Origin of the sequence: Streptomyces abyssalis (assembly GCF_001751365.1) — a bacterium.
Classification (GTDB): domain Bacteria; phylum Actinomycetota; class Actinomycetes; order Streptomycetales; family Streptomycetaceae; genus Streptomyces; species Streptomyces abyssalis.
In genome coordinates this window covers 648171-672160 of the sequence record NZ_LJGT01000040.1, presented here as the reverse complement: position 1 = coordinate 672160, position 23990 = coordinate 648171, and the positions used below count along the sequence as shown (strand labels likewise).

Annotated in this window: 23 protein-coding genes and 2 tRNA genes; 16 read left to right on the top strand and 9 right to left on the bottom strand. The window is 70.1% G+C overall.

From position 1 onward, the window contains the following. Positions 1-67: 67 nt before the first annotated feature. Positions 68-862 (bottom strand): pirin family protein, encoded by a 795-nt coding sequence (locus AN215_RS17810; RefSeq protein WP_070011718.1) that lies wholly within the window; start codon positions 860-862, stop codon positions 68-70. Between the two features lie 64 nt (positions 863-926). Here AN215_RS17810 and AN215_RS17805 point away from each other — a divergent pair, with 64 nt between their 5' ends. The 5 genes from AN215_RS17805 (at position 927) to fabF (ending at position 5939) form a co-directional block, all read left to right on the top strand. Then, positions 927-2165, top strand: a complete 1239-nt coding sequence (locus AN215_RS17805; RefSeq protein WP_070011717.1) for a PucR family transcriptional regulator — start codon at positions 927-929, stop codon at positions 2163-2165. A gap of 101 nt (positions 2166-2266) precedes the next feature. After that, a complete protein-coding gene (locus AN215_RS17800) occupies positions 2267-3199 on the top strand; it encodes an ACP S-malonyltransferase (protein WP_070011716.1) in 933 nt (310 codons plus the stop codon). Positions 3200-3219: 20 nt separating this feature from the next. Beyond that, positions 3220-4224 (top strand): ketoacyl-ACP synthase III, encoded by a 1005-nt coding sequence (locus AN215_RS17795; RefSeq protein ID WP_070011715.1) that lies wholly within the window; start codon positions 3220-3222, stop codon positions 4222-4224. A 98-nt stretch (positions 4225-4322) separates the two neighbouring features. Further along, the gene (locus AN215_RS17790; RefSeq protein WP_028434988.1) at positions 4323-4571 is read left to right on the top strand and encodes an acyl carrier protein; all 249 of its coding nucleotides are present in this window, start codon (positions 4323-4325) and stop codon (positions 4569-4571) included. Between the two features lie 105 nt (positions 4572-4676). Further along, positions 4677-5939 carry a beta-ketoacyl-ACP synthase II gene (fabF, locus tag AN215_RS17785; RefSeq protein ID WP_171904214.1) on the top strand — a complete coding sequence of 421 codons (1263 nt, stop codon included), beginning with the start codon at positions 4677-4679 and terminating at the stop codon, positions 5937-5939. Positions 5940-6016: 77 nt separating this feature from the next. On the opposite strand, the gene AN215_RS17780 is transcribed toward fabF, so the two are convergent. Both AN215_RS17780 and AN215_RS17775 read right to left on the bottom strand, forming a co-directional pair. Beyond that, a complete protein-coding gene (locus AN215_RS17780) occupies positions 6017-6913 on the bottom strand; it encodes an NAD(P)-dependent oxidoreductase (protein ID WP_070011713.1) in 897 nt (298 codons plus the stop codon). Positions 6914-6969: 56 nt separating this feature from the next. Further along, entirely contained in the window at positions 6970-7464 is a 495-nt protein-coding gene (locus tag AN215_RS17775) for a DUF3145 domain-containing protein (protein WP_070011712.1), read from the bottom strand. A 324-nt stretch (positions 7465-7788) separates the two neighbouring features. Between AN215_RS17775 and AN215_RS17770 the strand changes: the two genes are divergently transcribed. The 7 genes from AN215_RS17770 (at position 7789) to mmsB (ending at position 16457) form a co-directional block, all read left to right on the top strand. Further along, a complete protein-coding gene (locus tag AN215_RS17770) occupies positions 7789-8748 on the top strand; it encodes a GDSL-type esterase/lipase family protein (RefSeq protein ID WP_070011711.1) in 960 nt (319 codons plus the stop codon). Between the two features lie 192 nt (positions 8749-8940). After that, a complete protein-coding gene (locus AN215_RS17765) occupies positions 8941-10110 on the top strand; it encodes a mandelate racemase/muconate lactonizing enzyme family protein (protein WP_070011710.1) in 1170 nt (389 codons plus the stop codon). Then, positions 10107-11192, top strand: a complete 1086-nt coding sequence (locus tag AN215_RS17760) for a zinc-dependent alcohol dehydrogenase (protein WP_070011709.1) — start codon at positions 10107-10109, stop codon at positions 11190-11192. The genes AN215_RS17765 and AN215_RS17760 overlap by 4 nt, the downstream gene beginning before the upstream one ends. A gap of 190 nt (positions 11193-11382) precedes the next feature. Next, a complete protein-coding gene (locus AN215_RS17755) occupies positions 11383-12372 on the top strand; it encodes a hypothetical protein (RefSeq protein WP_070011708.1) in 990 nt (329 codons plus the stop codon). A 45-nt stretch (positions 12373-12417) separates the two neighbouring features. Beyond that, positions 12418-13539: a multiple monosaccharide ABC transporter substrate-binding protein gene (gene chvE, locus AN215_RS17750; RefSeq protein ID WP_070012064.1), complete on the top strand. Its 1122-nt coding sequence runs from the start codon at positions 12418-12420 to the stop codon at positions 13537-13539. A 53-nt stretch (positions 13540-13592) separates the two neighbouring features. Then, complete coding sequence (gene mmsA, locus AN215_RS17745) at positions 13593-15197, top strand: multiple monosaccharide ABC transporter ATP-binding protein (RefSeq protein WP_079123253.1); 1605 nt, start codon at positions 13593-13595, stop codon at positions 15195-15197. Between the two features lie 9 nt (positions 15198-15206). After that, positions 15207-16457 carry a multiple monosaccharide ABC transporter permease gene (gene mmsB / locus AN215_RS17740; protein WP_070011707.1) on the top strand — a complete coding sequence of 417 codons (1251 nt, stop codon included), beginning with the start codon at positions 15207-15209 and terminating at the stop codon, positions 16455-16457. Positions 16458-16576: 119 nt separating this feature from the next. Here mmsB and AN215_RS17735 read toward each other — a convergent pair whose 3' ends face one another. Both AN215_RS17735 and AN215_RS17730 read right to left on the bottom strand, forming a co-directional pair. Further along, positions 16577-17005, bottom strand: a complete 429-nt coding sequence (locus AN215_RS17735) for an organic hydroperoxide resistance protein (RefSeq protein ID WP_070011706.1) — start codon at positions 17003-17005, stop codon at positions 16577-16579. Positions 17006-17152: 147 nt separating this feature from the next. Further along, positions 17153-18181, bottom strand: coding sequence for an NADP-dependent oxidoreductase (locus tag AN215_RS17730; protein WP_070011705.1), 1029 nt, complete (start codon positions 18179-18181; stop codon positions 17153-17155). Positions 18182-18272: 91 nt separating this feature from the next. On the opposite strand from AN215_RS17730, the gene AN215_RS17725 reads away from it, so the two are divergent. Further along, the gene (locus tag AN215_RS17725) at positions 18273-18764 is read left to right on the top strand and encodes a MarR family winged helix-turn-helix transcriptional regulator (protein ID WP_079123156.1); all 492 of its coding nucleotides are present in this window, start codon (positions 18273-18275) and stop codon (positions 18762-18764) included. 48 nt (positions 18765-18812) lie between these two features. Here AN215_RS17725 and AN215_RS17720 read toward each other — a convergent pair whose 3' ends face one another. The 3 genes from AN215_RS17720 to ku form a co-directional block, all read right to left on the bottom strand. Next, positions 18813-19706 (bottom strand): SMP-30/gluconolactonase/LRE family protein, encoded by an 894-nt coding sequence (locus tag AN215_RS17720; protein WP_420856183.1) that lies wholly within the window; start codon positions 19704-19706, stop codon positions 18813-18815. 195 nt (positions 19707-19901) lie between these two features. Beyond that, on the bottom strand, positions 19902-20666 hold the full coding sequence (locus AN215_RS17715) for an IclR family transcriptional regulator (protein WP_070011704.1): 765 nt from the start codon (positions 20664-20666) through the stop codon (positions 19902-19904). A 144-nt stretch (positions 20667-20810) separates the two neighbouring features. Continuing rightward, complete coding sequence (gene ku / locus AN215_RS17710; protein WP_070011703.1) at positions 20811-22028, bottom strand: non-homologous end joining protein Ku; 1218 nt, start codon at positions 22026-22028, stop codon at positions 20811-20813. Between the two features lie 30 nt (positions 22029-22058). On the opposite strand from ku, the gene ligD reads away from it, so the two are divergent. Next, positions 22059-22949 carry a non-homologous end-joining DNA ligase gene (ligD, locus tag AN215_RS17705; protein ID WP_070011702.1) on the top strand — a complete coding sequence of 297 codons (891 nt, stop codon included), beginning with the start codon at positions 22059-22061 and terminating at the stop codon, positions 22947-22949. A gap of 126 nt (positions 22950-23075) precedes the next feature. Here the strand turns inward: ligD and AN215_RS17700 are convergent, their stop codons facing one another. Continuing rightward, positions 23076-23375 carry a YtxH domain-containing protein gene (locus AN215_RS17700; RefSeq protein WP_070011701.1) on the bottom strand — a complete coding sequence of 100 codons (300 nt, stop codon included), beginning with the start codon at positions 23373-23375 and terminating at the stop codon, positions 23076-23078. Positions 23376-23533: 158 nt separating this feature from the next. Between AN215_RS17700 and AN215_RS17695 the strand changes: the two genes are divergently transcribed. Continuing rightward, positions 23534-23606: transfer RNA gene (locus tag AN215_RS17695), tRNA-Asn, on the top strand. Positions 23607-23793: 187 nt separating this feature from the next. Next, positions 23794-23867: transfer RNA gene (locus AN215_RS17690), tRNA-Ile, on the top strand. Positions 23868-23990: the final 123 nt, after the last annotated feature.

Genomic DNA, 23990 nt, shown 5'->3' with positions numbered 1-23990 from the left:
TGTTCGCCGACGTCCCAACGCCCCCACCGCACACCTCGGCCGCGCCCCACCCCGGCCGCGATCCGCCTCAGCCGCCGTACTCCGGCTCCGCGTGCATCTCCCACATCAGCAGCTCCACAGGGCCGCCCGCCCCGCGTGCCTCCAGGTCACGGGCGTCGGTGATGCGGGCGGCGTCACCGGCGGCAAGCCGCTCCCCCGGAGCCGGCCCGATCTCCGCCGTGCCGCGCACCACGTGCACGTACACCCACGCCGCGTCGGGCACCGCCGTACGCTCGCCCTCCCCCAGCCGCCGCACATGCATCACCGCCTCCGTGCGCGGTACGGCGAAGGGCGTGCCGTCGGCGATGCCGTGCACGACCTCGTACTCCGGCTCGTGTCCCCGCTCGTGTCCGGCCTCGCCGCCGGGCGGGTATCCACGGTCACCGCTCCCGCGCTGCCCGCTCCCAGCACTCCCGGCACCCCCACCGCCCGCGCCGGAGGCGGTGCCGAGGAAGCCGGGCACCAGCCACATCTGCACGAAGCACAACGGGCCGGTGCCCGCGTTGCGTTCGACGTGCCGCACGCCTCGCCCCGCGCCCATCCGCTGGACGTCGCCCGCGCTCACGCGCGAGGTCCGGCCCGTCGAGTCGATGTGCTCCAGCTCCCCCTCGACCACCCAGGTCACGATCTCGACGTCCCGGTGCGGGTGCTCGGGGAACCCCGCACCCGGCGCGAGCCGCTCCTCGTTGCAGGCCACGAGCTGCCCGAAGCCGACGTTGTCCGGGTCGTAGAAACCCGAGAACGAGAAGGCGTGCCGGGTGTCGATCCCGGCGTCCTCGTCCCCGCCCCGATACCGGTCGGACCCCCGCCACACCTGAAGCATGAGCCCACGGTAATCCGCGCACGGGCACTGCGGCATCGCCCCCCGGCCCCCTGCGCGCACCCCCATGAGGCAGGCTTGGGACGTGCCCGAATCCACAGATCCTCCCGCGAACCCACCACCGGACGAGCGCCCGGAGTACGCCGAGCACCCGCACGGCGCGACCCTGCGGCGCCTGGAGCAGTCCTCAGGCAAGCTCGCCGCGGCGGCCATCACGCGCATGGACGAGCAGCTCCCGTGGTACCGGGCGATGCCCCCGGAGAACCGCTCCTGGATCGGGCTCGTCGCCCAGGCGGGCATCGCGGCCTTCACCGAGTGGTTCCGGCATCCGGAGACGCCGCAGGCCATCAGCACGGACGTGTTCGGCACCGCACCGCGCGAACTGACCAGGGCCATCACACTGCGCCAGACCGTGGAGCTGGTACGCACGACGATCGAGGTCGTCGAGGCGGCGATCGACGAGGTCGCCGCTCCGGGTGACGAGTCGGTGCTGCGCGAGGCGCTCCTGGTCTACGCACGCGAGATCGCCTTCGCCACCGCCCAGGTCTACGCCCAGGCCGCCGAGGCCCGAGGAGCCTGGGACGCCCGCCTGGAATCGCTCGTGGTCAACGCCGTCCTCTCCGGCGAGGCCGACGAGGGCGCCGTCTCACGCGCCGCCGCCCTCGGCTGGAACGCCCCGGAGCACGTGTGCGTCGTACTCGGCACGGCGCCGGACGGGGACAGCGAACTGACGGTCGAGGCCATACGGCGGGCCGCCCGGCACGCCAAGCTCCAAGTCCTCACGGGCGTTCTCGGCAGCCGCCTCGTGGTCGTCGCGGGCGGCAGCGACGATCCGCTGCGCACCGCGAAGTCGCTGATCGGGCCCTTCGCGCCGGGTCCCGTCGTGGCCGGCCCGATCGTGAGCGACCTCCTCACGGCGACCGGCTCCGCGCAGGCCGCCGCCGCGGGGCTGCGGGCGTGCGCGGCCTGGCAGGACGCCCCGCGCCCGGTGCTCGCCGACGATCTGCTGCCGGAGCGCGCGATGGCCGGCGACCCCACCGCGCGGGAGCTTCTGGTGGAGGAGATCTACAGACCGCTGGAGGAAGCGGGCTCGGCTCTGCTGGAGACGCTGAGCGTCTATCTGGAACAGGCGAGCAGTCTGGAAGGAGCGGCGCGGATGTTGTTCGTACACCCCAACACCGTCCGCTACCGGCTGCGACGTGTGACTGACGTCACCGGTTGGTCGCCGTCCGATGTCCGTTCGGCCTTCACGCTCCGTATCGCGCTGATTCTGGGGCGTCTCAGCGACTTCGCGAACGGAGCCTAGGCAGGATCGGGTCTCTTTGTCGGGGCTCGACAATTTGCCCTCCGGTTCTTCGTACCGCTCCGTACCGGCGCGGAAGGCACCTCACAGGAGAGAGTGAAAGAGTGCTCGTACTCGTAGCTCCCGGCCAAGGCGCGCAGAAGCCTGGCCTATTGACTCCCTGGCTCGAACTCCCCGGCGTCGCCGAAAGGCTCGCGGAGTGGTCGGCCGCCATCGGCATGGACCTCGTGCATTACGGCACCGAGGCCGGCGCGGACGAGATCCGCGACACGGCGGTCGCGCAGCCTCTGCTCGTCGCCGCGAGCCTCGTCTCGACGGACGCCCTGCTGGAGGGCAGGGACGTGACCGCCGTGGCCGGCGCCGTGGCCGGACACAGCGTGGGTGAGCTGGCTGCGGCCGCCACGGCAGGCGTCCTCTCGCCTGCCGACACCATGACGCTCGTACGGGCACGCGGACGCGCGATGGCAGAGGCCGCCGCCGTCACCGACACCGGCATGTCCGCGGTGGTCGGCGGTGAACCCGAGGCGGTCGTCGCCCACTTGGAAAAGCTCGGGCTGACCGCGGCCAACATCAACGGCGGCGGCCAGATCGTCGCCGCGGGCACCGCGGAGCAGCTCGGAACGCTCGCCGAAGACAAGCCCGACAAGGCGCGGGTCATCCCGCTGAAGGTGGCCGGCGCCTTCCACACCCACCACATGGCGCCGGCCGTCGACGCCCTCGCCGCCGCCGTCGAGGGCGCGCAGGTGAACGACCCGGTGCTTCCCTACGTCTCCAACCTGGACGGAGCGGCCGTCGACGACGGCCGGCAGGTCGTGCAGCGCTTGGTCAACCAGATCTCGGCCTCCGTGCGCTGGGACCTGTGCACCGAGACGTTCCAGAAGATGGGCGCCACGGCGCTCATCGAGGTCTGTCCGGGCGGCACCCTCACCGGTCTGGCCAAGCGCGGCCTTCCCGGCGTGAGCACCCTGGCACTGAAGACCCCCGATGATCTCGACGCGGCGCGCGAGCTGATCGCCGAGCACACGCAGACCGCCTGAGCCTCAAGGAGCTCGAGAGCATGACCGCGAAGATCAAGCCCGCCAAGGGTTCCCCGTACTCGCGCATCCTCGGCGTGGGCGGCTACCGCCCGACCCGGGTCGTGACGAACGAAGAGATCCTCAAGCACATCGACTCTTCCGACGAGTGGATCCGCTCACGCTCGGGCATCGCCGGCCGCCACTGGGCCGGTCCCGACGAGACCGTCGCCGAGATGACGCTGGAGGCCGCGGGCAAGGCTGTCGCCGACGCCGGCATCCAGCCCCAGCAGGTGAGCGCCGTGATCATCTCTACGGTCTCGCACTTCAAGCAGACCCCTGCGATCGCCACCGAGATCGCCGACCGCATGGGCGCGGGCAAGGCCGCCGCCTTCGACATCAACGCGGGCTGCGCCGGCTTCGGTTACGGGCTCACGCTCGCCAAGGGCATGATCGCCGACGGCAGCGCCGAATACGTGCTCGTCGTCGGCGCGGAGCGGCTCTCGGACCTGACCGACCTGACGGACCGCTCCACAGCGTTCCTCTTCGGGGACGGCGCGGGCGCCGTCATCGTCGGCCCGGCCTCCGAGCCCGGCATCGGCCCGAGCGTCTGGGGCTCGGAGGGCGACAAGGCGGACGTCATCAGCCAGACCGTCGCCTGGGACGCCTACCGGGAGGGCGAGGTCGAGAAGTTCCCCGCCATCCGCCAGGAGGGCCAGGCGGTCTTCCGCTGGGCCGTCTACGAGATGGCGAAGGTGGCCCAGCAGGCCCTCGACGCCGCCGGGATCACCCCGGACGAACTGGACGTCTTCATCCCGCACCAGGCCAACATGCGGATCATCGACTCGATGGTGAAGACCCTCAAACTGCCGGAGCACGTCACGGTCGCCCGCGACGTGGAGACAACCGGCAACACCTCGGCCGCCTCCATTCCGCTCGCGATGGAGCGGCTGCTGGCGACCGGAGAGGCGAAGAGCGGTGACACCGCGCTCGTCATCGGCTTCGGGGCGGGCCTCGTCTACGCGGCAACGGTAGTTACCCTCCCCTAGGCAAGATCCACACAGCCCGTACAGCGCCGTACGGCAATGTGTGGCGACCTCGCAGAAGACAACTCGCAACCACGCAGAAGACCCGAAGGAGCGCCGAGATGGCCGCCACGCAGGAAGAGATCGTCGCAGGTCTCGCAGAGATCGTGAACGAGATCGCCGGTATTCCCACCGAGGACGTCCAGCCGGACAAGTCCTTCACCGACGACCTGGACGTCGACTCGCTGTCCATGGTCGAGGTCGTCGTCGCCGCCGAGGAGCGCTTCAGCGTCAAGATCCCGGACGACGACGTGAAGAACCTGAAGACGGTGGGCGACGCGACCGAGTACATCCTCAAGCACCAGAGCTGAGACAACGCGCACGCGTTCGTCGCCATCCGCCGCGTCCCCGGGCCCCTACCGGGGCGCGGGGGTGGTCCGCACGGCTCCCCCTCTACCAGTGGAGACATGAATCCAGTGAATACGACCCAACACTCCGTGGTCGTCACCGGTATCGGCGCAACCACACCGCTGGGTGGCGACAGCGCATCGACCTGGGAGGGCCTCGTCGCCGGACGTTCCGGCGTCGCCCTCCTCAGCCACGACTGGGCCGCCGAGCTGCCGGTCCGCATCGCGGCCGAGATCGCGGTGGAGCCCACGGAGATCATTCCGCGTCCGCAGGCACGCAAGCTGGACCGCTCGGCGCAGTTCGCCCTGATCGCGACCCGCGAGGCGTGGACGGACGCGGGCTTCACCTCCAAGGCCGGTGAGGACGCCAGCGTCTCGCCGGACCGGCTCGGCGCGGTCATCGCCTCCGGCATCGGCGGCGTCACCACGCTGCTCGGGCAGTACGACAACCTGCGGGAGAAGGGCGCCCGCCGCGTCTCCCCGCACACGGTGCCGATGCTGATGCCGAACAGCCCGAGCGCGAACGTCGGTCTGGAGGTCAACGCGCGGGCCGGTGTGCACACTCCCGTCAGCGCCTGCGCCTCCGGTTCCGAGGCGATCGGCTACGCGGTGGAGATGATCCGTAGCGGCCGTGCGGACGTCGTCGTGGCCGGCGGCACCGAGGCCGCCATACACCCCCTTCCCATCGCCGCGTTCGGCAACATGATGGCGATGTCGAAGGACAACGACGACCCCGAGGGCGCCTCACGCCCCTACGACACCGACCGCAACGGCTTCGTGATGGGCGAGGGCGCGGGCGTCGTCGTGCTGGAGTCCGCCGAGCACGCCAAGAAGCGCGGCGCGCGGATCTACGCGGAGGCCGTCGGCCAGGGCATCTCGGCCGACAGCCACCACATCACCCAGCCCGAGCCCAGCGGCAACGGCATCGCGCTCGCGCTGCAGAACCTCATCGAGCAGACGGACCTCAAGCCCGCCGAGATCATGCACATCAACGCGCACGCGACCTCGACGCCGCTCGGTGACATCGCCGAACTGAGGGCGCTGCGCAAGGTCTTCGGCGACGACACCGATCACATGGCCATCTCCGGTACCAAGTCGATGACGGGCCATCTGCTCGGCGGTGCGGGCGGCATCGAGACGGTGGCCTCCATCCTCGCCCTGCACCACCGCACGGCCCCGCCGACGATCAACCTCAACAACCTGGACCCGGAGGCGGACGCCGACATCGTCGGCCGCGAGGCCCGCCCCCTGCCCGAAGGCACCATCGCAGCGCTGAACAACTCCTTCGGCTTCGGCGGACACAACGTCGTACTGGCCTTCCGTACGGTCTGATCCCGTACGCGGCACACGACGTCGCACACGCGTGAGGGGCGGCTCCCGGCGAGCCGCCCCTCATGCATGCCGTGCCGTCAGCTGCCCTTCGAGCGCTTCTCCTTGCCGTCGGGGAAGCTCGCGAAGTACGAGGCCGCCATGTCCTCGCCGCCGTGCCCGAGTCCGGCGGCCCGCCGGAAGCGCTCCGCTCCGGCGGCGGCCACGTCGAGGCGCAAACCTGCCTCCTCGGCGGCGGCGACGATGAGCCGCGCGTCCTTCTCCGCGGTGCCGACGGCGAAGCTCGGCGTGAAATCCCCCGAACGGATCACGTCCGCCTTGATCCGCAGATAGCCCATGTCGAGAGCGCCGCCTTCGACAGCGTCGAGGAAGCCCTGCGGATCGACCCCCAGACCGTCCGCGAGGGACAGCGCCTCCACCGTCCCGTGAGTCACGGCCAGGACCCAGGAGTTGCAGACCAGCTTGAGACGCGTGGCCGCGCCCGCCTCCTCGCCGACCCAGACCGTACGGGAGCCGATCGCGTCCAGCACGGGTTCGATCCCCGGACGCGCCTCGTGGGGCCCGGCCGCGAGCACGAGCAGCTGCCCCGCCTCAGCGGGCTGCCGTGTGCCGAGCACAGGCGCGTCGACGAAGGTCAGGCCGTACTCCCCGGCGAGGGCGGCCAGTGGCGGCAGCCCGTCGAGTCCGGCGGTGGTGCACTGCAGCCAGGCCGTGCCGGAACGCAGGCCCGGTGCCGCGGCACGTACGGTCTCGGCCGTGGCGGGCCCGTCGTGCAGCATCGTCAGCACGACATCTGCGCCTTCCACGGCGTCGCGGGGGCTGCCTGCCACCCGGGCACCGGCTTCGGCAAGGGGCTCCGCCTTGGCTCTCGTGCGGTTCCACACGCGCACATCGAGGCCGGCGCGGCACAGGTTACGGGCCATCGGGGCACCCATGATCCCGGTGCCGAGGACGGCCACTGAAAGCAGATCGGACATGGGGGCAGGCTAGGCCCTGTCCGGGTCCTGGCCTGCCCCGCCGGTGCGGGGGCGGTTCAGACGACCTGGTGGAGCCAGCGCACGGGGGCTCCTTCGCCCGCGTAGCGGAACGGCTCCAGCTCGTCGTCCCAGGGCTTGCCGAGCAACTTGGAGATCTCCGCCTCGAGTTCGCTCTCACCGCGCGAGGCACGGCCCACCGCGGCGCGCAGCCGGTCCTCCGGGATGAGGATGTCTCCGTGCATACCGGTGACGGCGTGGAAGATCCCCAGCTCGGGTGTGGAGCTGTAGCGCTCGCCCTCGGCGACGGCACAGGGTTCGGCGGTCACCTCGAAGCGCAGCAGGTGCCAGCCGCGCAGCGCGGATGCGAGCTTCGAGGCCGTGCCCGGGTCGCCCTGCCAGGAGAACTCCGCACGCCAGGTGCCCGGGGAGGCCGGCTGTCTGATCCAGTCGAGACTGACGCGGGCGCCGAGCACACCGGCCACAGCCCATTCGACGTGCGGGCACAGCGCGCGGGGCGCGGAGTGCACGTACAGAACTCCACGTGTCGTCACCGGGACCTCCAGTGCGGTCCGAGGGCGTCTTCGCCGGACTGCCTCTACTGCCTGCCGGTCACGCGCCGGGTCAGCGCCTGACCTCCTGCACCACCGGTCACTTCTTCATCAGCGCCGAGGTTACGAATAGTAAACACCATTGGCGCCAATTCTCCCCGAAAGGGACATGAGGTGACGCGGTGTAATATTTTGCTGTCGCCGAACGGACTCTCCCGAATGCGGGCACGGTGCGAAACTCGCAGGAGAGCATGGGGCAAAGCTATCGCGCGCCGGTGGACGACCGGTGACGTACCGTCGTATGGACAGCGGGGAACGAGGGGGCAGATGCCGGAGAGACGCGGGGCCACGGGCACCGGCCCGGGCACCGGCGGCCGGATAACACGTCGTGGACGGGCCCTCGCGGTCGCTTCGGCCGCTCTCCTGCTCATCGGCGGTATCGCACTCGCCGCGGCGTACGGCATCGGAAGCGGGGGCACGACCGGGGAGCGCCCTCCTGGTGCAACGCGCCCCTCCCCGTCGCCCACACCTCCCTGGGACCGCCACCCGGAGTCCGTCGCGGCGGTCGGCGACTCCATCACCCAGGGTTTCGACGCCTGTTCACTGCTGGCGGACTGTGCCCGCGTGTCCTGGGTCACCGGCTCGGACACCTCGGTGCGCAGCCTCGCCGCACGGCTCATCGACGACGCCCCGAAGCAGCACAGCTGGAACTTCGCGGTCAGCGGCTCCGTGATGGCAGGCCTGCCGCAGCAGATGGAGCGTGCCGCGCGGAAGCGGCCCGATCTGGTGACGGTGCTGGCCGGCGCGAACGACGCCTGCCGGCCCACCGTCGAGCAGATGACGCCGGTGGAGGACTTCCGAGCGGATTTCCGGACCGCCCTGCGCACGCTGCACGAGGCGCGGCCCAGGACGCAGGTGTACGTGTCGAGCCTGCCCGATCTGAAGCGGCTGTGGTCCCAGGGGCGCGACGACCCGTGGGCCGGGCAGGTCTGGAGCCTGGGGATCTGTCAGTCGATGCTGCGCGACCCGCAGTCGACGTCCGCCGCCGCCCGGGAGCGGCGTCAGCAGGTGCATGAGCGGGTGGTCGCGTACAACTCCGTGCTGAAGGAGGAGTGCGGGAGGTTTCTGCGCTGCCGCTGGGACGGCGGGGCGGTCTTCCGATACCGCTTCACGCAGACCGAACTGAGCCGCTGGGACTGGTTCCACCCCAGCAAGGCAGGGCAGCGCAAGCTCGCCGAGCTCGCCTACCGCGGCATCACCGCGCGGCAGGAGAGGCACTCCGGCTGAGAAGCCGGCCCACCCTCAAGGGTCCTCCGGGCGTGCGTTCTTGTGCGTTCCTGTACGTTCGGCCTGTGCGGTCTCGAAAGAAACCGGTGCACCACCCATTGACGGCGGTTCAGCAGCGTCAATACATTCGCGTCAGCATTTCGAACATGCTTCGAAATCTCGAACAGCGAGCTGTCTGAAGGGCCGAATGCCGTGCGCATCACAGGAATCACCACCCACGTCGTCGGCACACCCTGGCGCAATCTGACGTACGTGCGGGTCCACACCGACGAAGGCCTCACAGGCACCGGTGAGACCCGGATGCTGGGGCACACCGACGCGCTTCTCGGCTATCTGCGCGAGGCGGAGGCCAATCACATCGCGGGCTCGGACCCGTTCGCGGCCGAGGATCTGGTGCGGCGGATGAAGTACGGCGACTACGGGCGGGCCGGAGAGATCGTGATGTCCGGCATCGCCTGCGTCGAGATGGCGTGCTGGGACATCAAGGGCAAGGCCCTGGGCGTACCGGTGTGGCAGTTGCTGGGCGGCAGGGTCACCGACCGGGTCAAGGCGTACGCGAACGGCTGGTACACCACCGAGCGGACGCCCGAGGCCTATCACAAGGCGGCCGGCGCGGTGGTCGAGCGGGGCTACCGGGCCCTGAAGATCGACCCGTTCGGGACCGGGCATCTGGAGCTTGACAACGATGCCACCCATTATGCGGTCTCGTTGGTCGAGGCCGTAAGGGATGCGATCGGACCGGAGACGGAGCTGATGCTGGAGATGCACGGACGCTTCAGCCCCTCGACCGCCGTACGGCTGGCGCGCGAGATGGCGCCGTTCCGCCCCGCGTGGCTGGAGGAGCCGGTCCCGCCGGAGAACCTCAAAGCGCTCGCCAAGGTCGCGGAGAAGGTGGATCTGCCGGTCGCGACGGGCGAACGCATCCACGACCGCATCGAGTTCAGGGAGCTCTTCGAGTCACAGGCCGCCGACGTCATCCAGCCCGACGTGGGCCACATCGGCGGCATCCTGGAGGCGCGGAAGCTCGCCGCCACCGCGGAGACGCACTACACGCTGGTCGCGCCGCACAACGTGGGCGGGCCGGTGCTGACATCGGCGTCCCTCCAACTCGCGGGCTGCACACCCAACTTCAAGATTCTCGAGCACTTCAACGACTTCGCGGACGCCGAGATCAAGAAGGTGGTCAAGGGAGCGCCGCAGGTCGTCGACGGCTACTTCGAGCTGCCGGACGCGCCCGGTCTCGGCGTCGAGCTGGACACCGACGCGGCGGCCGAATTCCCGCAGCAGCAGGCCCGGTTCGACCTCTGGGCGGAGGGCTGGGAGAAGCGTGACCCGGCGGCCGGGCGGGGTGAGCGGGCATGACTGCCGCTCCGCCGGACGCACCGTCCGTACGGTCCGTCGTCGTCGACGAGCCCGGTGAGCATCGGCTGGTCACCGGACCGCAGCCGCAGCCCGGGCCCGGTGAGGTGCGGGTGGCCGTGCATGCCGCGGGGGTCTGCGCCAGCGACCGCGAGGTCTATGACGGCACGCGGGCCGCCGGCTACGTCCGCTACCCGGTGACGCCGGGGCACGAGTGGTCGGGGACCGTCGACGCGGTCGGCGAGGGCGCGGTCCCCTTCGGCCCTGGCGAGCCCGGGGGGACCTCCGCTCAGCTCCTCGGACGCAAGGTCGTCGCCGAGGGCTTCCGCGCGTGTCTGCGCTGCGACCGCTGCCGGGAAGGGGCGACCAGTCTCTGCACGAGCGGCTACGACGAGACGGGCTTCACGCGGCCGGGCGCCTTCGCCGATTCGCTCGTACTGCCCGCGCGGCTGCTGCATCTCCTTCCCGACGAGGCCGATCTGCGGGCGGCCGCGCTGCTGGAACCCGCGGCGGTCGTCGCGGCGGCGGTGCTGGCGGCGCGGCCGCGGGCCGGCGAGCGGATCGCCGTGCTCGGTGCGGGAACCCTGGGGATGCTCGCGGTGCAGCTGCTCGCGGCGCACTCCCCCGCCGAGCTGATGGCCGTCGATCCGCGGGAGCAGCGTGCGGAGCAGGCCCTGACGATGGGCGCGACGCACGCCCGTACGCCCGGGGCCGAGGACAGCTTCGGCGGTTCTGGCAGCCCGGAGGGCTACGACCTGGTCGTGGAGACGGCGGGGGCGCCCGGCACCGCACACGACGCGTGCATGCTCGCCAGGCGTGGTGGCCGGGTCGTGCTCACCGGCATGTTCGAGCCGGGCTCGCAGGGCATCGACCCGGTCCATCTGTCCGTCAGTCAGCTGACGGTCCGGTCGGTCTTCGGTGCGCCGTCGGCGGCGTGGTCCTACGCGGTACGGGCCTTCGGCTCCGGGCTGCTCGATCCCGCGCCGCTCATCACGCACGAACTGCCGCTGACCGCCTTCGGCGAGGCGATCGGCCTCGTCGGCAGCGGCGATCCGACCGTCGGGAAGGTGCTCTTGAAGCCCTGATCCCGGCCTCGGCCTCCGAGCGAGCCCGCGAGTGGCTCCGCAAACGGCCGGGGCCGGGGCGGGGAGGCGTACTGCTCCGGCACATGACAGGCATCAGACGACAGACGACAGACGACGACTGACAGCTGACAGATAACAGAAAACCAACACCCCTTCAGCGACACCCCCGCCCCCTACCGTCAGGAGCAACGTGCCCAGCCCCTCCTCCGGTTCTTCCGGTTCCCACGGCCCCCGCCGCCCCGGCGCCGTCGCCCTGGATTCCCTGGGCCTGGGCGCCCCGGCGCCCGATCCTGCGGACGCCTCACCGCACGCCTTTCCCGACGGCGGCGCCTGGCGCACCGAAGTCCCCTCCTGCGAGGGGCCGGAGGCGCTCGCCGCCGTACTGAAGGAGGCAGCGTCCCTTGACGTGCCCGTGCACCGCATCAGCCAGGGCAGCGGCGTATGGATGCTGACCGACGCGGAGATCACGGAGATGGTGGGCGCGTGCGCACGGCACGACATCGAGCTGTGCCTCTTCACCGGACCGCGCGGCACCTGGGACGTCGGCGCGTCCACCCGGACCGACTCCGGCGGCGCCGGTCTGCGCGCCCGCGGCCACGACGCGGTTGCCGGCTGTGTCGAGGACGCGCTGCGGGCGGCCGAACTCGGCGTGCGCTGCCTGCTGGTGGCCGACGAGGGCGTGCTGTGGACGCTGCACCGGCTGCGCGCCCAAGGCGAACTGCCCGCCGACACCACGCTGAAGGTGTCCGCGCTCATCGGTCCGGTGAACCCGGCGGCGTACAGCGTGCACGAGCACCTGGGGGCCGACTCCCTCAACATCCCGTCCGATCTGACGCTCGCGCAGATCACCGAGATACGCCGCGTCAGCGCCGCCCCGATGGACTTCTATCTGGAGGCGCCGGACGACCTCGGCGGCTATGTGCGGATGTACGACGCGGCCGAACTGATCCGCCGGGGTGCGCCCGTCTACCTCAAGTTCGGACTCAGCAAGGCGCCGGGCATCTATCCGTACGGCGCTCACCTGCGCGACCTGACCCTCGCCACCGCGCGCGAGCGCGTACGGCGGGGCAGGCTCGCCCTCGATCTGCTCGCCCGGCTCGGCGCCGACGGCGGCATGTCACCGCTGGGCTCACGGCTGCCCGGCACACTCCAGCGTTTCCCCCTCCCCGAGAGGAACTGACACATGGGAACCCGCACCTCCATCCGCACCGGCACCCGCACCCGGATGCCCGCACCTCCGCGGCGGCGACGAAGCGCACCGCTGGCCGCGGTCGCAGCCGCCGCACTGCTGACCGCCTCGCTGGCGGCCTGCGGCCAGGAGGCCAAGGGCGGCAGCCGCTACAAGGCCGAGAAGGGCAAGGGCGGCACCGTCGGACTGGCGATGCCGACCAAGTCCTCGGAGCGCTGGATAGCCGACGGCCGGAACATGGCACGGCAGTTCAAGTCCGCCGGCTACAAGGCGGACCTGCAGTTCGGCGACGACAAGGTCGAGAACCAGGTCGCCCAGATCGAGAACATGATCGCCAAGGGGCACCGGCTGCTCGTGGTGGCCGCCATCGACGGTTCCGCGCTGACGGACGTGCTGCGCCGGGCCAAGGAGGCCGACATCCCGGTCATCTCCTACGACCGGCTTCTGCTGGGCACCGAGAACGTCGACTACTACGCCTCCTTCGACAACGAGCGCGTCGGCGAGCTGCAGGGCGGCTACATCGTCGACAAGCTGAAGCTCGACGAGAAGAAGGACGAGGAGTTCGACGTCGAGCTCTTCGCCGGTTCCCCCGACGACAACAACACCAAGTTCTTCTGGGACGGGGCCATGAAGGTGCTGCGCCCGTACATCGAGAAGGGGCAGGTGAAGGTCCGCAGCGGGCAGACGAAGATGAACCAGACCACCACGCTGCGCTGGGACGGTGGCACCGCGCAGAAGCGGATGGACGACCTGCTGAGCAAGAACTACGGCTCGGAGGACATCGACGCCGTCCTCTCCCCGTACGACGGCATCTCCATCGGCATCCTCTCCGCCCTCAAGAGCGCCGGATACGGCAGCAAGGACAAGCCTTTCCCGGTGGTGACCGGCCAGGACGCCGAGCTGGCGTCGGTGAAGTCGATCATCCGCGACCAGCAGACTCAGACCGTCTACAAGGACACCCGCAAACTCGCCAAGCAGGCCGTCCAGATGGGCGACGCGGTGCTGACGGGCAAGAAGCCCGAGGTCAACGACACCAAGACCTACGACAACGGCAAGAAGGTCGTCCCGTCGTATCTGCTGAAGCCGGTGAGCATCGACAAGTCCAACACCCAGCGGCTCGTCGACGACGGCTACTACAAGGCAGGGGAGCTCAAGTGACGGCCCCCGCGGAGCAGCCGGCGCCGGCGCCGGCCGGCGGCACCGTCCTGGAGATGCGCGGGATCACCAAGACCTTCCCCGGCGTCAAGGCGCTCTCCGACGTCAATCTGACGGTGCGTGCGGGTGAGATCCACGCGGTCTGCGGCGAGAACGGCGCGGGCAAGTCGACGCTGGTGAAGGTGCTCAGCGGAGTGCATCCGCACGGGAGTTACGAGGGTGAGATCCTCTTCGGCGGCGAACCCTGCGCGTTCAAGGACATACGCGCGAGCGAGCAGCGCGGCATCGTCATCATCCACCAGGAACTCGCCCTGGTTCCCTACCTCTCCCTCGCGGAGAACATCTTCCTCGGCAACGAGCACGCCACCCGGGGCATCATCAGCTGGGGCGAGACCCTGCGGCGCGCCGACGCCCTCCTCAAGCGGGTCGGCCTGCCGGACAAGCCGCAGACACGCATCGCCGACATCGGTGTCGGCAAGCAGCAGCTGGTGGAGATCGCGAAGGCGCTGTCGAAGGAGGTGAAGCTGCTCATCCTCGACGAGCCGACGGCCGCGCTCAACGACGAGGACAGCCGCAAACTTCTGGAACTGATACGGGAGTTGCGCGACCAGGGCATCGCCTGCATCGTCATCTCGCACAAGCTGAACGAGATCCGTCAGATCGCCGACTCCGTCACGATCCTGCGGGACGGCCGCACGATCGAGACCCTCACGGTGCGCGAACAGCCCGGCGGCCGGCCGGAGATCTCCGAGGACCGCATCATCCGCGGCATGGTCGGCCGCGACCTGGACCAGCGCTTCCCGCCACGCACCCCGTACGAAGGCGAGAACGCGGGGCGGGTCGCCATGGCGGTGTCCGGCTGGACGGTGCGTCATCCCATCGACCATCAGCGCAAGGTCGTCGATGACGTCTCGCTGGAGGTGCGGCGCGGGGAGATCGTCGGCATCGCCGGCCTGATGGGCGCGGGGCGCACCGAGTTGGCGATGAGCGTCTTCGGGCGTTCCTACGGCCAGTACGCGGGCGGAACCGTGTCCGTCGAGGGGCGGGAGGTGCTCACCCGTACCGTCCCGGAGGCGATCTCGCACGGCATCGCGTACGTCACGGAGGACCGCAAGACCTACGGGCTCAATCTCATCGACGACATCAACCGGAACATCTCGCTCGCCTCGCTGAGCGGCCTGACCCGGCGCGGTGTGGTCGACGAGCACGAGGAGCGGCGGGTCTCGGAGCGCTACCGCCGGTCGATGAACATCAAGGCGCCGACGGTCCACGAGCAGGTGCAGCGCCTCAGCGGCGGCAACCAGCAGAAGGTCGTCCTGAGCAAGTGGATCCACGCCGAGCCCGAGGTGCTCATCCTCGACGAGCCGACGCGAGGGATCGACGTCGGGGCGAAGTACGAGATCTACACGGTCATCGACAAGCTCGCCGCGGACGGCAAGGCCGTCGTCTTCATCTCCTCGGAACTGCCCGAACTGCTGGGCATGTGCGACCGCATCTACACGATGTCGGCGGGACGGCTCACCGGCGAGGTCACGCGCGAGGACGCCACGCAGGAACTCCTCATGCGGCACATGACCGAGTCCCTCGACACGAGCACGACGACCGGCACGACGACCGCGAGCACCACCACCCCCGCCGACGGCACGAGTGACAAGAGCTGAGGGCCGACCATGACGACACCGACAGACACGCCCGACCGCACCGGTCCGGGTCCCGGCCCGGGCTCCGGTTCCGGCGGGACCTCATCCGGAGCCGGGACGCTCCTTGTGGACGCCGTCCGCAACAACATGCGCCAGTACGGCATGCTCGTCGCGCTCGCGCTCATCGTCGTGCTGTTCCAGATATGGACGGACGGCGCGCTTCTGCTGCCGAACAACGTCTCCAACATCGTCCAGCAGAACAGCTACATCCTGATCCTGGCCATGGGCATGATGATCGTCATCATCGCCGGGCACATCGATCTGTCCGTCGGCTCCCTCGCCGCGTTCGTGGGTGCGGCAGCGGCGGTGATGATGGTGAAACACGACATGCCGTGGGTGCTCGCGCTGGTGCTCTCGCTGCTGATCGGCGCCGCCGCCGGGGCCTGGCAGGGCTTCTGGATCGCCTACGTCGGCATCCCGTCCTTCATCGTGACGCTGGCGGGGATGCTGCTCTTCCGCGGCGGTACGCAGATCCTGCTGGAGGGCCAGTCGATCGCCCCGTTCCCGAGGGGCTTCCAGGAGATCGCCCAGGGGTTCATCCCGGAGATGGGCCCGTACACCCAGTACCACAACCCCACCCTGCTCATCGGGCTCGTCGTCATCGCGTTCGTGCTCGTGCAGGAATGGCGGGACAGGCGGCGGCAGTTGGCGTACGAGCTGGAGGTGCTGCCGTTCAATCTGTGGGTGCTCAAGTGCGCGGCGATCGTGGCGGCGGTGGTGGCCTTCACGCTGACACTGGCCAGCTACCACGGCGTGCCGGTGGTGCTCCTCATCATGTGTGTGCTGCTCATCGGGCTCGGTTTCGTGATGCGCAACGCCGTCGTCGGACGGCACGTCTACGCGCTGGGCGGCAACAAGGCCGCGGCCAAGCTCTCGGGCGTGAAGGACAAGCGGGTCACCTTCCTGGTGTTCGTGAACATGGGCGTGCTGGCGGCTCTCGCGGGATGTGTGTACGCGGCGCGGCTCAACGCGGGCACGCCGCAGGCGGGCATCAACTTCGAACTGGAGGCCATCGCCGCCGCGTTCATCGGCGGCGCCTCGATGAGCGGCGGCGTCGGCACCGTGCTGGGTGCCGTGATCGGCGGTCTGGTGCTCGGCGTGCTCAACAACGGCATGTCGCTGGTCGGCATCGGCACCGACTACCAGCAGGTCATCAAGGGGCTGGTGCTGCTCGCGGCCGTCGGCTTCGACGTGTGGAACAAGCGAAGGGTCGGCTCGTAGCGAAGGGTCGGCTCGTAGGGAAGGCTTCCGCTTCCGTTGAGCGCCGAGGGCCGCACCCGGTCGGGGTGCGGCCCTCGGTATGTGCCCCGCAAGGGACAGGGCGGCGGGCGCCCGCCGTGTCAGGCGACGCCGAGGCTGACCTCGATGTTGCCGCGGGTGGCGTTGGAGTACGGGCAGACCTGGTGTGCCTTCTCCAGCAGGTCCTTCGCCGTCGCCTCGTCGACGTTCGGTATGTGCGCCTCGAGCGCGACCTTGAGGCCGAAGCCGCCCTCGGGGGTGCTGCCGATACCGACGCGGGCCGTCACGGTCGACCCGGAGATGTCTGCCTTCTCCTTGCGGGCGACGACTCCGAGCGCGCCCTGGAAGCATGCGCTGTAGCCGGCGGCGAACAGCTGCTCGGGGTTGGTGCCCTCGCCGCTTCCGCCCAGCTCCTTGGGCGGGTTGACCACGACGTCGATCTTGCCGTCGTCGCTCGCGACGCGGCCGTCGCGGCCGCCCTCGGCGGTGGCCACGGCGGTGTACTTGACGTCGATGGACTGGATGGACATGGATCCTCCTGTTGGTGGCATGGCCGAGATCTGGCGCCCCGGACCGTAGGCCTGTTCCCCAGCGGTCCGCTGCTCACGCGGCGGTCCCGCGCAGGCCCGGACCACCGGAACGCGACGGGCGTCCCGGCAATTCCCTGTACGTACGGGTCAGTCGGCGAGTGTGACGATCATCTTGCCGGTGTTGTCGCCCTTGAGCAGCCCGAGGAAGGCGTCCAGCGTGTGCTCCACACCCTCGACGACCGTCTCGCGGTACTTCAGCTCGCCCGAGCGGACCCAGCCCGAGACCTCTTCGAAGAACTGCGGCATCAGGTCCTGGTGGTCCATCACGAGCAGGCCCTGCAGTCGCAGCCGCTTGCCGATGACCATCGCGAGATTGCGCGGCGCCGCCGGGGGCTCCGTCGCGTTGTACTGCGCGATCATGCCGCAGATCGCGGCGCGGCCGTGCACGTTGAGCCTGCCGATGGCCGCTTCCAGGTGCTCGCCGCCGACATTGTCGAAGTAGACGTCGATGCCGGACGGTGCGGCCTCCTTGAGCTGCTCCGCCACCGGGCCCGACTTGTAGTTGAAGGCCGCGTCGAAGCCGTACTCCTCGGTGAGCACACGGACCTTCTCGTCCGACCCGGCGCTGCCGATCACCCGCGACGCGCCCTTGAGCTTCGCGATCTGCCCGACCTCGCTGCCGACGGCACCGGCCGCGCCGGAGACGAAGACGGCGTCGCCCTTCTTCATCGAGGCCACCTCCAGCAGCCCCGCGTACGCCGTGAGGCCGGGCATGCCCAGCACGCCCAAGTAGGTGGTGAGCGGGGCGAGTTCGGCCGAGATCTTGGTGACGTGCTTGGCCTTGGGCGTCGCATACTCCCGCCAGCCCAGGTCGTGCAGCACATGGTCACCGGGGGCGAACCCCTCGGCCTTCGACGCCACGACGATGCCGACGGCCCCGCCGGTCATCGGCTCGTCGAGCTGGAAGGGCGGCACGTAGGACTTCACATCGTTCATCCGGCCGCGCATGTACGGGTCGACGGAGAGATGGAGGTTCCGGACGAGAATCTGCCCTTCGCCCGGCGCCGCGACAGGACCTTCACGCAGCGCGAAGTCACCGGGCACCGGCCAGCCCTGGGGCCGGGACACGAGGTGCCATTCACGGCCGGTCGTGGGGAGGGATTCGGACGAGCTCATGTGGGGGCCTCTCGGAGGAAATGTTTCATGTACTGAAAGAACCTTGCACCTTGATATTTCATGTTGTCAAGCAAAGAGCTAGACTCCCCTCATGACCCCCCACACAACGGCCGGTACCCACACAGCGACCGGTACCGGTACCCGAAAATTCGACCCCGACCCCGTCACGCGTGAGGTCGTCGATCTGATCGGCTCGGTGGTCGCGCGCTACCACGAGGAGTACGAGCTCGCGGCGGCCGGTCACTCGCTGACCGGCGCACAGGCCCGCGTCCTCGCCCTGCTGGCGCGCGAACCGACACCCATGCGTCACGTCGCCCGCGAGCTGAAGTGCGAGCCCTCGAACGTGACGGGGATAGTGGACAGGCTCGAATCGCGCGGCCTGGCGGTGCGCCGCCCCGACCCCGCGGACCGCCGCGTGAAGCTCGCCGCGGCCACGGAGGAGGGCATCGACATGGCCCACCGGCTGCGCGCCGCGCTCGACTTCGCCCGTGAGCCGCTGGCCGGCCTGACCCCGGCCGAACGGACCGTGCTGCGCGACCTGTTGCAGCGCATGCTCGGCGAAAAGGGCAGGGAAGAGGCCTGACCCGCATCCGGCCGGCGCCGGGCCGGATGCCGCCGTCACGAGGGCCGGTCAGCCGTCGAAGGCCGGCTGCGGCAGCCCCTGACCGGCCCCGGGCAGCACCAGCAGCGACCCCGCGAGAGGGTGCGCCGCCGGATCGGCCCCCACACTCGCGGTCGTCACGTACAGATCCCGCAGATCCGTTCCTCCGAAGGCGCAGGCCGTCGGACGCGGGACGGGCAGCGCGACCGTACGGTCCAGCCTGCCGTCCGGTGTGTAGCGGCGGACGGCGCCACCGTCCCAGAGCGCGACCCACACGCAGCCCTCGGCGTCGACAGTGAGCCCGTCGGGATAGCCGGCGCCCTCCTCGATCTCTGCGAACGGCCGCCTCCCGCTGACGTCCGCGCCGGACGAACCGTCCCGCTGCGACGGCACGTCGAAGACGTCGACGCGTCGCGTCGGGGTGTCGTTGTAGTACATGAGCGAGCCGTCGGGGCTCCAGCCGATGCCGTTGCTGACCGTGACCTCCGGCAGCACCGTCACGGCCGTGCCGTCGCCGGTCACGCGCTTGAGGTCGCCGCCGCCCGTCTGTTCGCCGTACGGCATGGTGCCCGCCCACAGCGCACCGTCGGGGGCGACCGCCGCGTCGTTCCCGCGCCGCCCGGGCACGGCCTCGCGGTGCAGCCACGAGAACGTGCCGTCCGGACCGTAGAGGCCTATGCCGTCACGCAGGTTGACGACAAGCCCGCCGCCCGTCCTCGGCTTCGCCGCACCGGCATGCTGTTCCGTCGCCAGGACCGTACGGGCGCCGTCGGACGGATCGAAGGTGTGCACACGGGAGTTGAGTATGTCCACCCATATCAGCCGCTCACGGTCGCCGTCCCAGGTCGGCCCCTCGCCGAGCCAGGCCTGCGTCCGTACCGCCACCGCGAACTCCGCCGCCGGCCCTCCGCGCACACCGCTCACCCCTTCTCCGGTACGTCCGTGTCTGCGTATGCCGTTGCTGCTGTACGCCGTTCTGCTCCACGCCGTGACTTGCTCCACGCCGTGACTTGCTGCGCTCCGTGACTTGCTGCGCGCCGTGTCCGCTGGACGCGTGTCTGCCGTACGCCTCCTCCGCGTACCGCCGTCTCCGACGCGGACCGGTGACTTCCTACCCCGTCAGCGGTGGCCGAGACGGCCCGAGAGTTCGTCCGCCCCCTTGACGGCCAGCCCCTCCAGCTCGGCCCGGCGCTCCTCGCTCCAGCGGACCGTCGGCACCGAGATGCTCAACGCGGCGACGACCTTCCCGCCCGCGTCCCGTACGGGCGCGGCCACACAGCTCACGTCCGGATTGGACTCCTGCTGCTCCACCGCGGTCCCGCGCTCGCGGACCCAAGCGAGCGCCTTGCGCAGCTCCTCGGGCGAGGTGATCGAGTCGGGCGTCATCGCCGCGAGCGGGCCGCTGCCGGCGAGCGCCGCCTCCAGTTCCTCCTCGGGCAGCGACGCGAGCAGCATCTTCCCCACGGATGTGCAGTGTGCGGGCAGCCGGCGCCCCGCAGCCGAGACCATGCGCACCGCGTGTGTGCTGTCGACCTTTGCGATGTAGATGACGTCGGCGCCTTCGAGGACGGCCACGTGCACGGTCTCCCCGCACGTGTCGGCGACGCTGCGCGCCACCCGCTGCCCCTCGGCTGACAGGTCGAGCTGCTCGGCGTAGCGGCTGCCCAGCTGATAGCCGCGCACCCCCAGCCGGTAGCGTCCCGGCTGGTCCGGGGGCTGTTCCAGATAGCTCCGGGCCGTGAGCGTGGTCACCAGCTCATGGACCGTCGTACGAGGCAGCTTGAGCTTCCGGGTGATCTCCGGGGCGGAGAGGGTCCCCTCGCAGTCGAGGAAGAGCTCCAGCACGTCCAGCGCCCTGGTCACGGCCGGCACGAGACGACCCATCGGCCCCCGCCCTCCCCTGCTCGCGTCACGCGTTACCGTCGGTTCGAAATACCGACAGGTGGTCGGCATCGCGAACAGCCTAGTCACGGCCTCACGGGCGGACAATGCTGGGGAGGCGGACGTTCCGGCCGCCGGGCCGCGCCGCTAGGCGGACTTCCGCGTGCGGGCCGTCTTCTTCGCGGCGGTCTTCGCGGTGGTCTTCGCGGCCGTCTTCGCCGCGGGTTTCCTGGCGCCCGCGGTCTTCTTCGCAGCGGCGGTCTTCGCCGCCGTCTTCTTCGCCCCGGCGGTCTTCTTCCCCGCGGACGTCGTCTTCGCCGCCGGCTTCGCGGTGGCCTTCTTTCCCGGCGTCCCGGCCGTCGCCTTCGCAGTCGTCCTGGCAGTCGTCCGGGTCGCGGTCTTCTTCCCCCCGGACGTCTTCGCGGTCTTCGCCGCCGCCCTCTTCGCGGGCGCCTTCGCCGCCGCCTTGCCGCCCGTCTTTTTCGCCCCGCGCTGCCTCGACAGTTCGTGAACCGTCGCGTCCGAGTCCTCCGCCGCTCCGCCGGCACCGGCCGCCGCCGCGCCCCCGCCGCCTTCCCCTCGGGACTGCCGGGCGGCCTGCACACTGCTCTCCAGCACCGCCATCAGGTCCACTACCTGTCCCTTGCCGGAGGCCGCGGCCGCCTCCTTGCCCGCCGCGGCGGTGTCGACGCCCTCGGCCTTGGCGCTGACGAGCTGTTCCACCGCTTCCCTGTACTCGTCGTGCAATTCCGACCAGTCCAGCTCACCGAGCGTCTCCATGAGGGTGTCCGCGAGATCAAGCTCCGCCTCACGGATCGTGACGTCCTCCTCGGGCGCGACCCCGCTCACCGACCGGATCTCCTCCGGCCAGAGCATCGTGTGCAGGGCCAGCACGTTCTCGTACACGCGCAGCAGCCCCAGGCTCTCCCGCCCCCGCATCGCCAGCTTCCCGACGGCCACCTTCCCCGAACGCTTCAGCGCCTCCCGCAACAGGGCGTACGGCTTGGTCGCCGAACGGCCGTCACCGGCCAGGTAGTACGAGCGGTCGAGCTGGATCGGGTCCACGTCCTCAGCGGGGACGAAGCCGAGTATCTCGACGGTCTTCGCGGTCGGCAGCGGCAGCGCGGCCAGGTCGGAGTCCGTGAGCTGCACGGTCGTCCCGTCCCCCGTCTCGAACCCCTTGCCTATCTCCTCCCGCGGCACCTCCAGCTCCTCCAGCTCGCACACCTTGCGGTAGCGGATGCGTCCGCCGTCGGTCGTGTGCACCTGGTGGAAGGAGACGCTGTGGCTCTCGGTGGCCGAAACCACCTTGATCGGTATGGAGACCAGCCCGAAGGAAATGGACCCTTTCCAGATGGATCGCATGGTTCGTCCCTTCTATGGGACTCTCAGGGTATGCCGTACACGGAGGTCGAGGGCCGCCGTCTCGCTCTCAGCAATCTCGACAAGGTGCTCTATCCGGCCACCGGATTCACCAAGGGTGAGGCACTGCACTATTACGTGACCGTCGCCGAGGCGCTGCTCCCCCATCTGCGAGGGCGCCCCGTCTCCTTCCTGCGGTATCCCGACGGTGTGGATTCCACAGCCTTCTTCGCCAAGAACGTGCCGCCCGGCGCCCCCGACTGGGTGACCGTCCGTGAGATCACCGAGGTCAGCAGCACCCCGCTGCACCAGGTACTGATCCACGATCTCGCCACCCTCGTCTGGGCGGCGAACCTCGCCGGGCTGGAGCTGCACACCCCTCAGTGGCGCGTCGAACACGAGGCACGGGCGGACCGGCTCGTGTTCGACCTCGACCCCGGCCCGGGAGCCGGCGTCCTCGAGTGCCGCACCGTCGCCCTGTGGCTTCGGGAACGGCTTGCGTCGGACGACATCACTGTGCTCCCGAAGACCTCCGGCGGCAAGGGGCTGCATCTGCTGGCCCCGATCGAGGTCACCGCGTCCTCGTCCGTTTCCGCGTACGCGAAGAGGACCGCGATGGAGGCCGAGGCGGCCATGCCCGACCTGGCACTGAGCAAGATGGCCAAGGCGCTCAGGCCCGGCAAGGTCTTCGTCGACCACTCGCAGAACGCCGCCGCCAAGACCACGGCCGCCCCCTACACCCTCCGTGCCAAGCAGCGGCCCAGCGTCTCCACCCCGCTCACGTGGGAGGAACTGACCGCGGCGCGCACCGAGGAGGAACTCGTCTTCCTCGCAGACCAGTTGCCTCTGCGGCTGGAGACCAAGGGGGACCTGATGGCGCCGCTTCTCGACCCCGGGCTGGTCCGTCCGCTCCCGGGCTCCTGAGTACGTCCGTGCCCCCGGGCAGGCGGAGTCGCCCCGGGTCCCGCGGAGAGCGCAACGAGGGCGGGCTCCGGAACATGTTCCGGAGCCCGCCCTCGCGCGCCTCGTACGAGGCTGATTCGTACGGGGCTACTTGGTGCTGGTGCCCCAGTCGTCGTCCAGAGGTGTTCTGTGGTCGCGGAGCGAGCGCACCCGCTCGTTGACCGCCTCCGGCAGCCGGTGCCCGACCTTCTCCGTCACGACACCCGCCGCTTTCGCGGCGGCTTCACGGCCGCTCTGGGCCGCGCTTTCGGTCGCGTTGCGCACGGCGGGGTTCTCGGCCAGCCGCTGTGCCGTCTGCCGCAGCCGCTCGTAACGCTCGCGGCCGGCACGCGTACCGAACACGTACCCGACAGCGAGTCCAGCGACGAACGTGAGCCGGTAGCGCATGGCTCCACCCTTCTCTCGGATCTCTCGGTTCATCGGTTACCCGGCGGCGCGAGGCCGAACCGATACCGATTTCGGAGTACCCCTTGGCATGCGCTAATGTATTGCCCGCGGCAAGGGAGCGCCGTCCATGACCAAGTGGACGCGTCCGAGCAGCCCATTCCCGTGTAGCTCAATCGGCAGAGCAGCCGGCTGTTAACCGGCAGGTTACTGGTTCGAGTCCAGTCGCGGGAGCACCGAAAGAGCCCTCCCCAGGGCTCTTTTTCTTTGCCGGGCAAGTCCGTTGGGGCGGGCGGGAACCGATCACCAGGTGCTCGCAGTCCTCCCTCCCGTACGGCACCACCCGGCAGGGGCGGGAGATCGTATGAGCAGCTATGCTGCGGCAGACGCGGCGCGCACACATGTGCGTTGCCGGGCGAACGGGGCGGTAGCTCAGCCGGTTAGAGCAGCGGACTCATAATCCGTCGGCCGTGGGTTCGAGTCCCACCCGCCCCACCCTTGCGTGAAACTCTGGCCTTCCGAACAGGCCGGAGCACCGTCTCAGAGGCGTTCGGACACCTCGCGAACGCCTCATCAGGCCCTCACTGCGGTGCCGGACTTGGCGCCGGCGGGACGCCC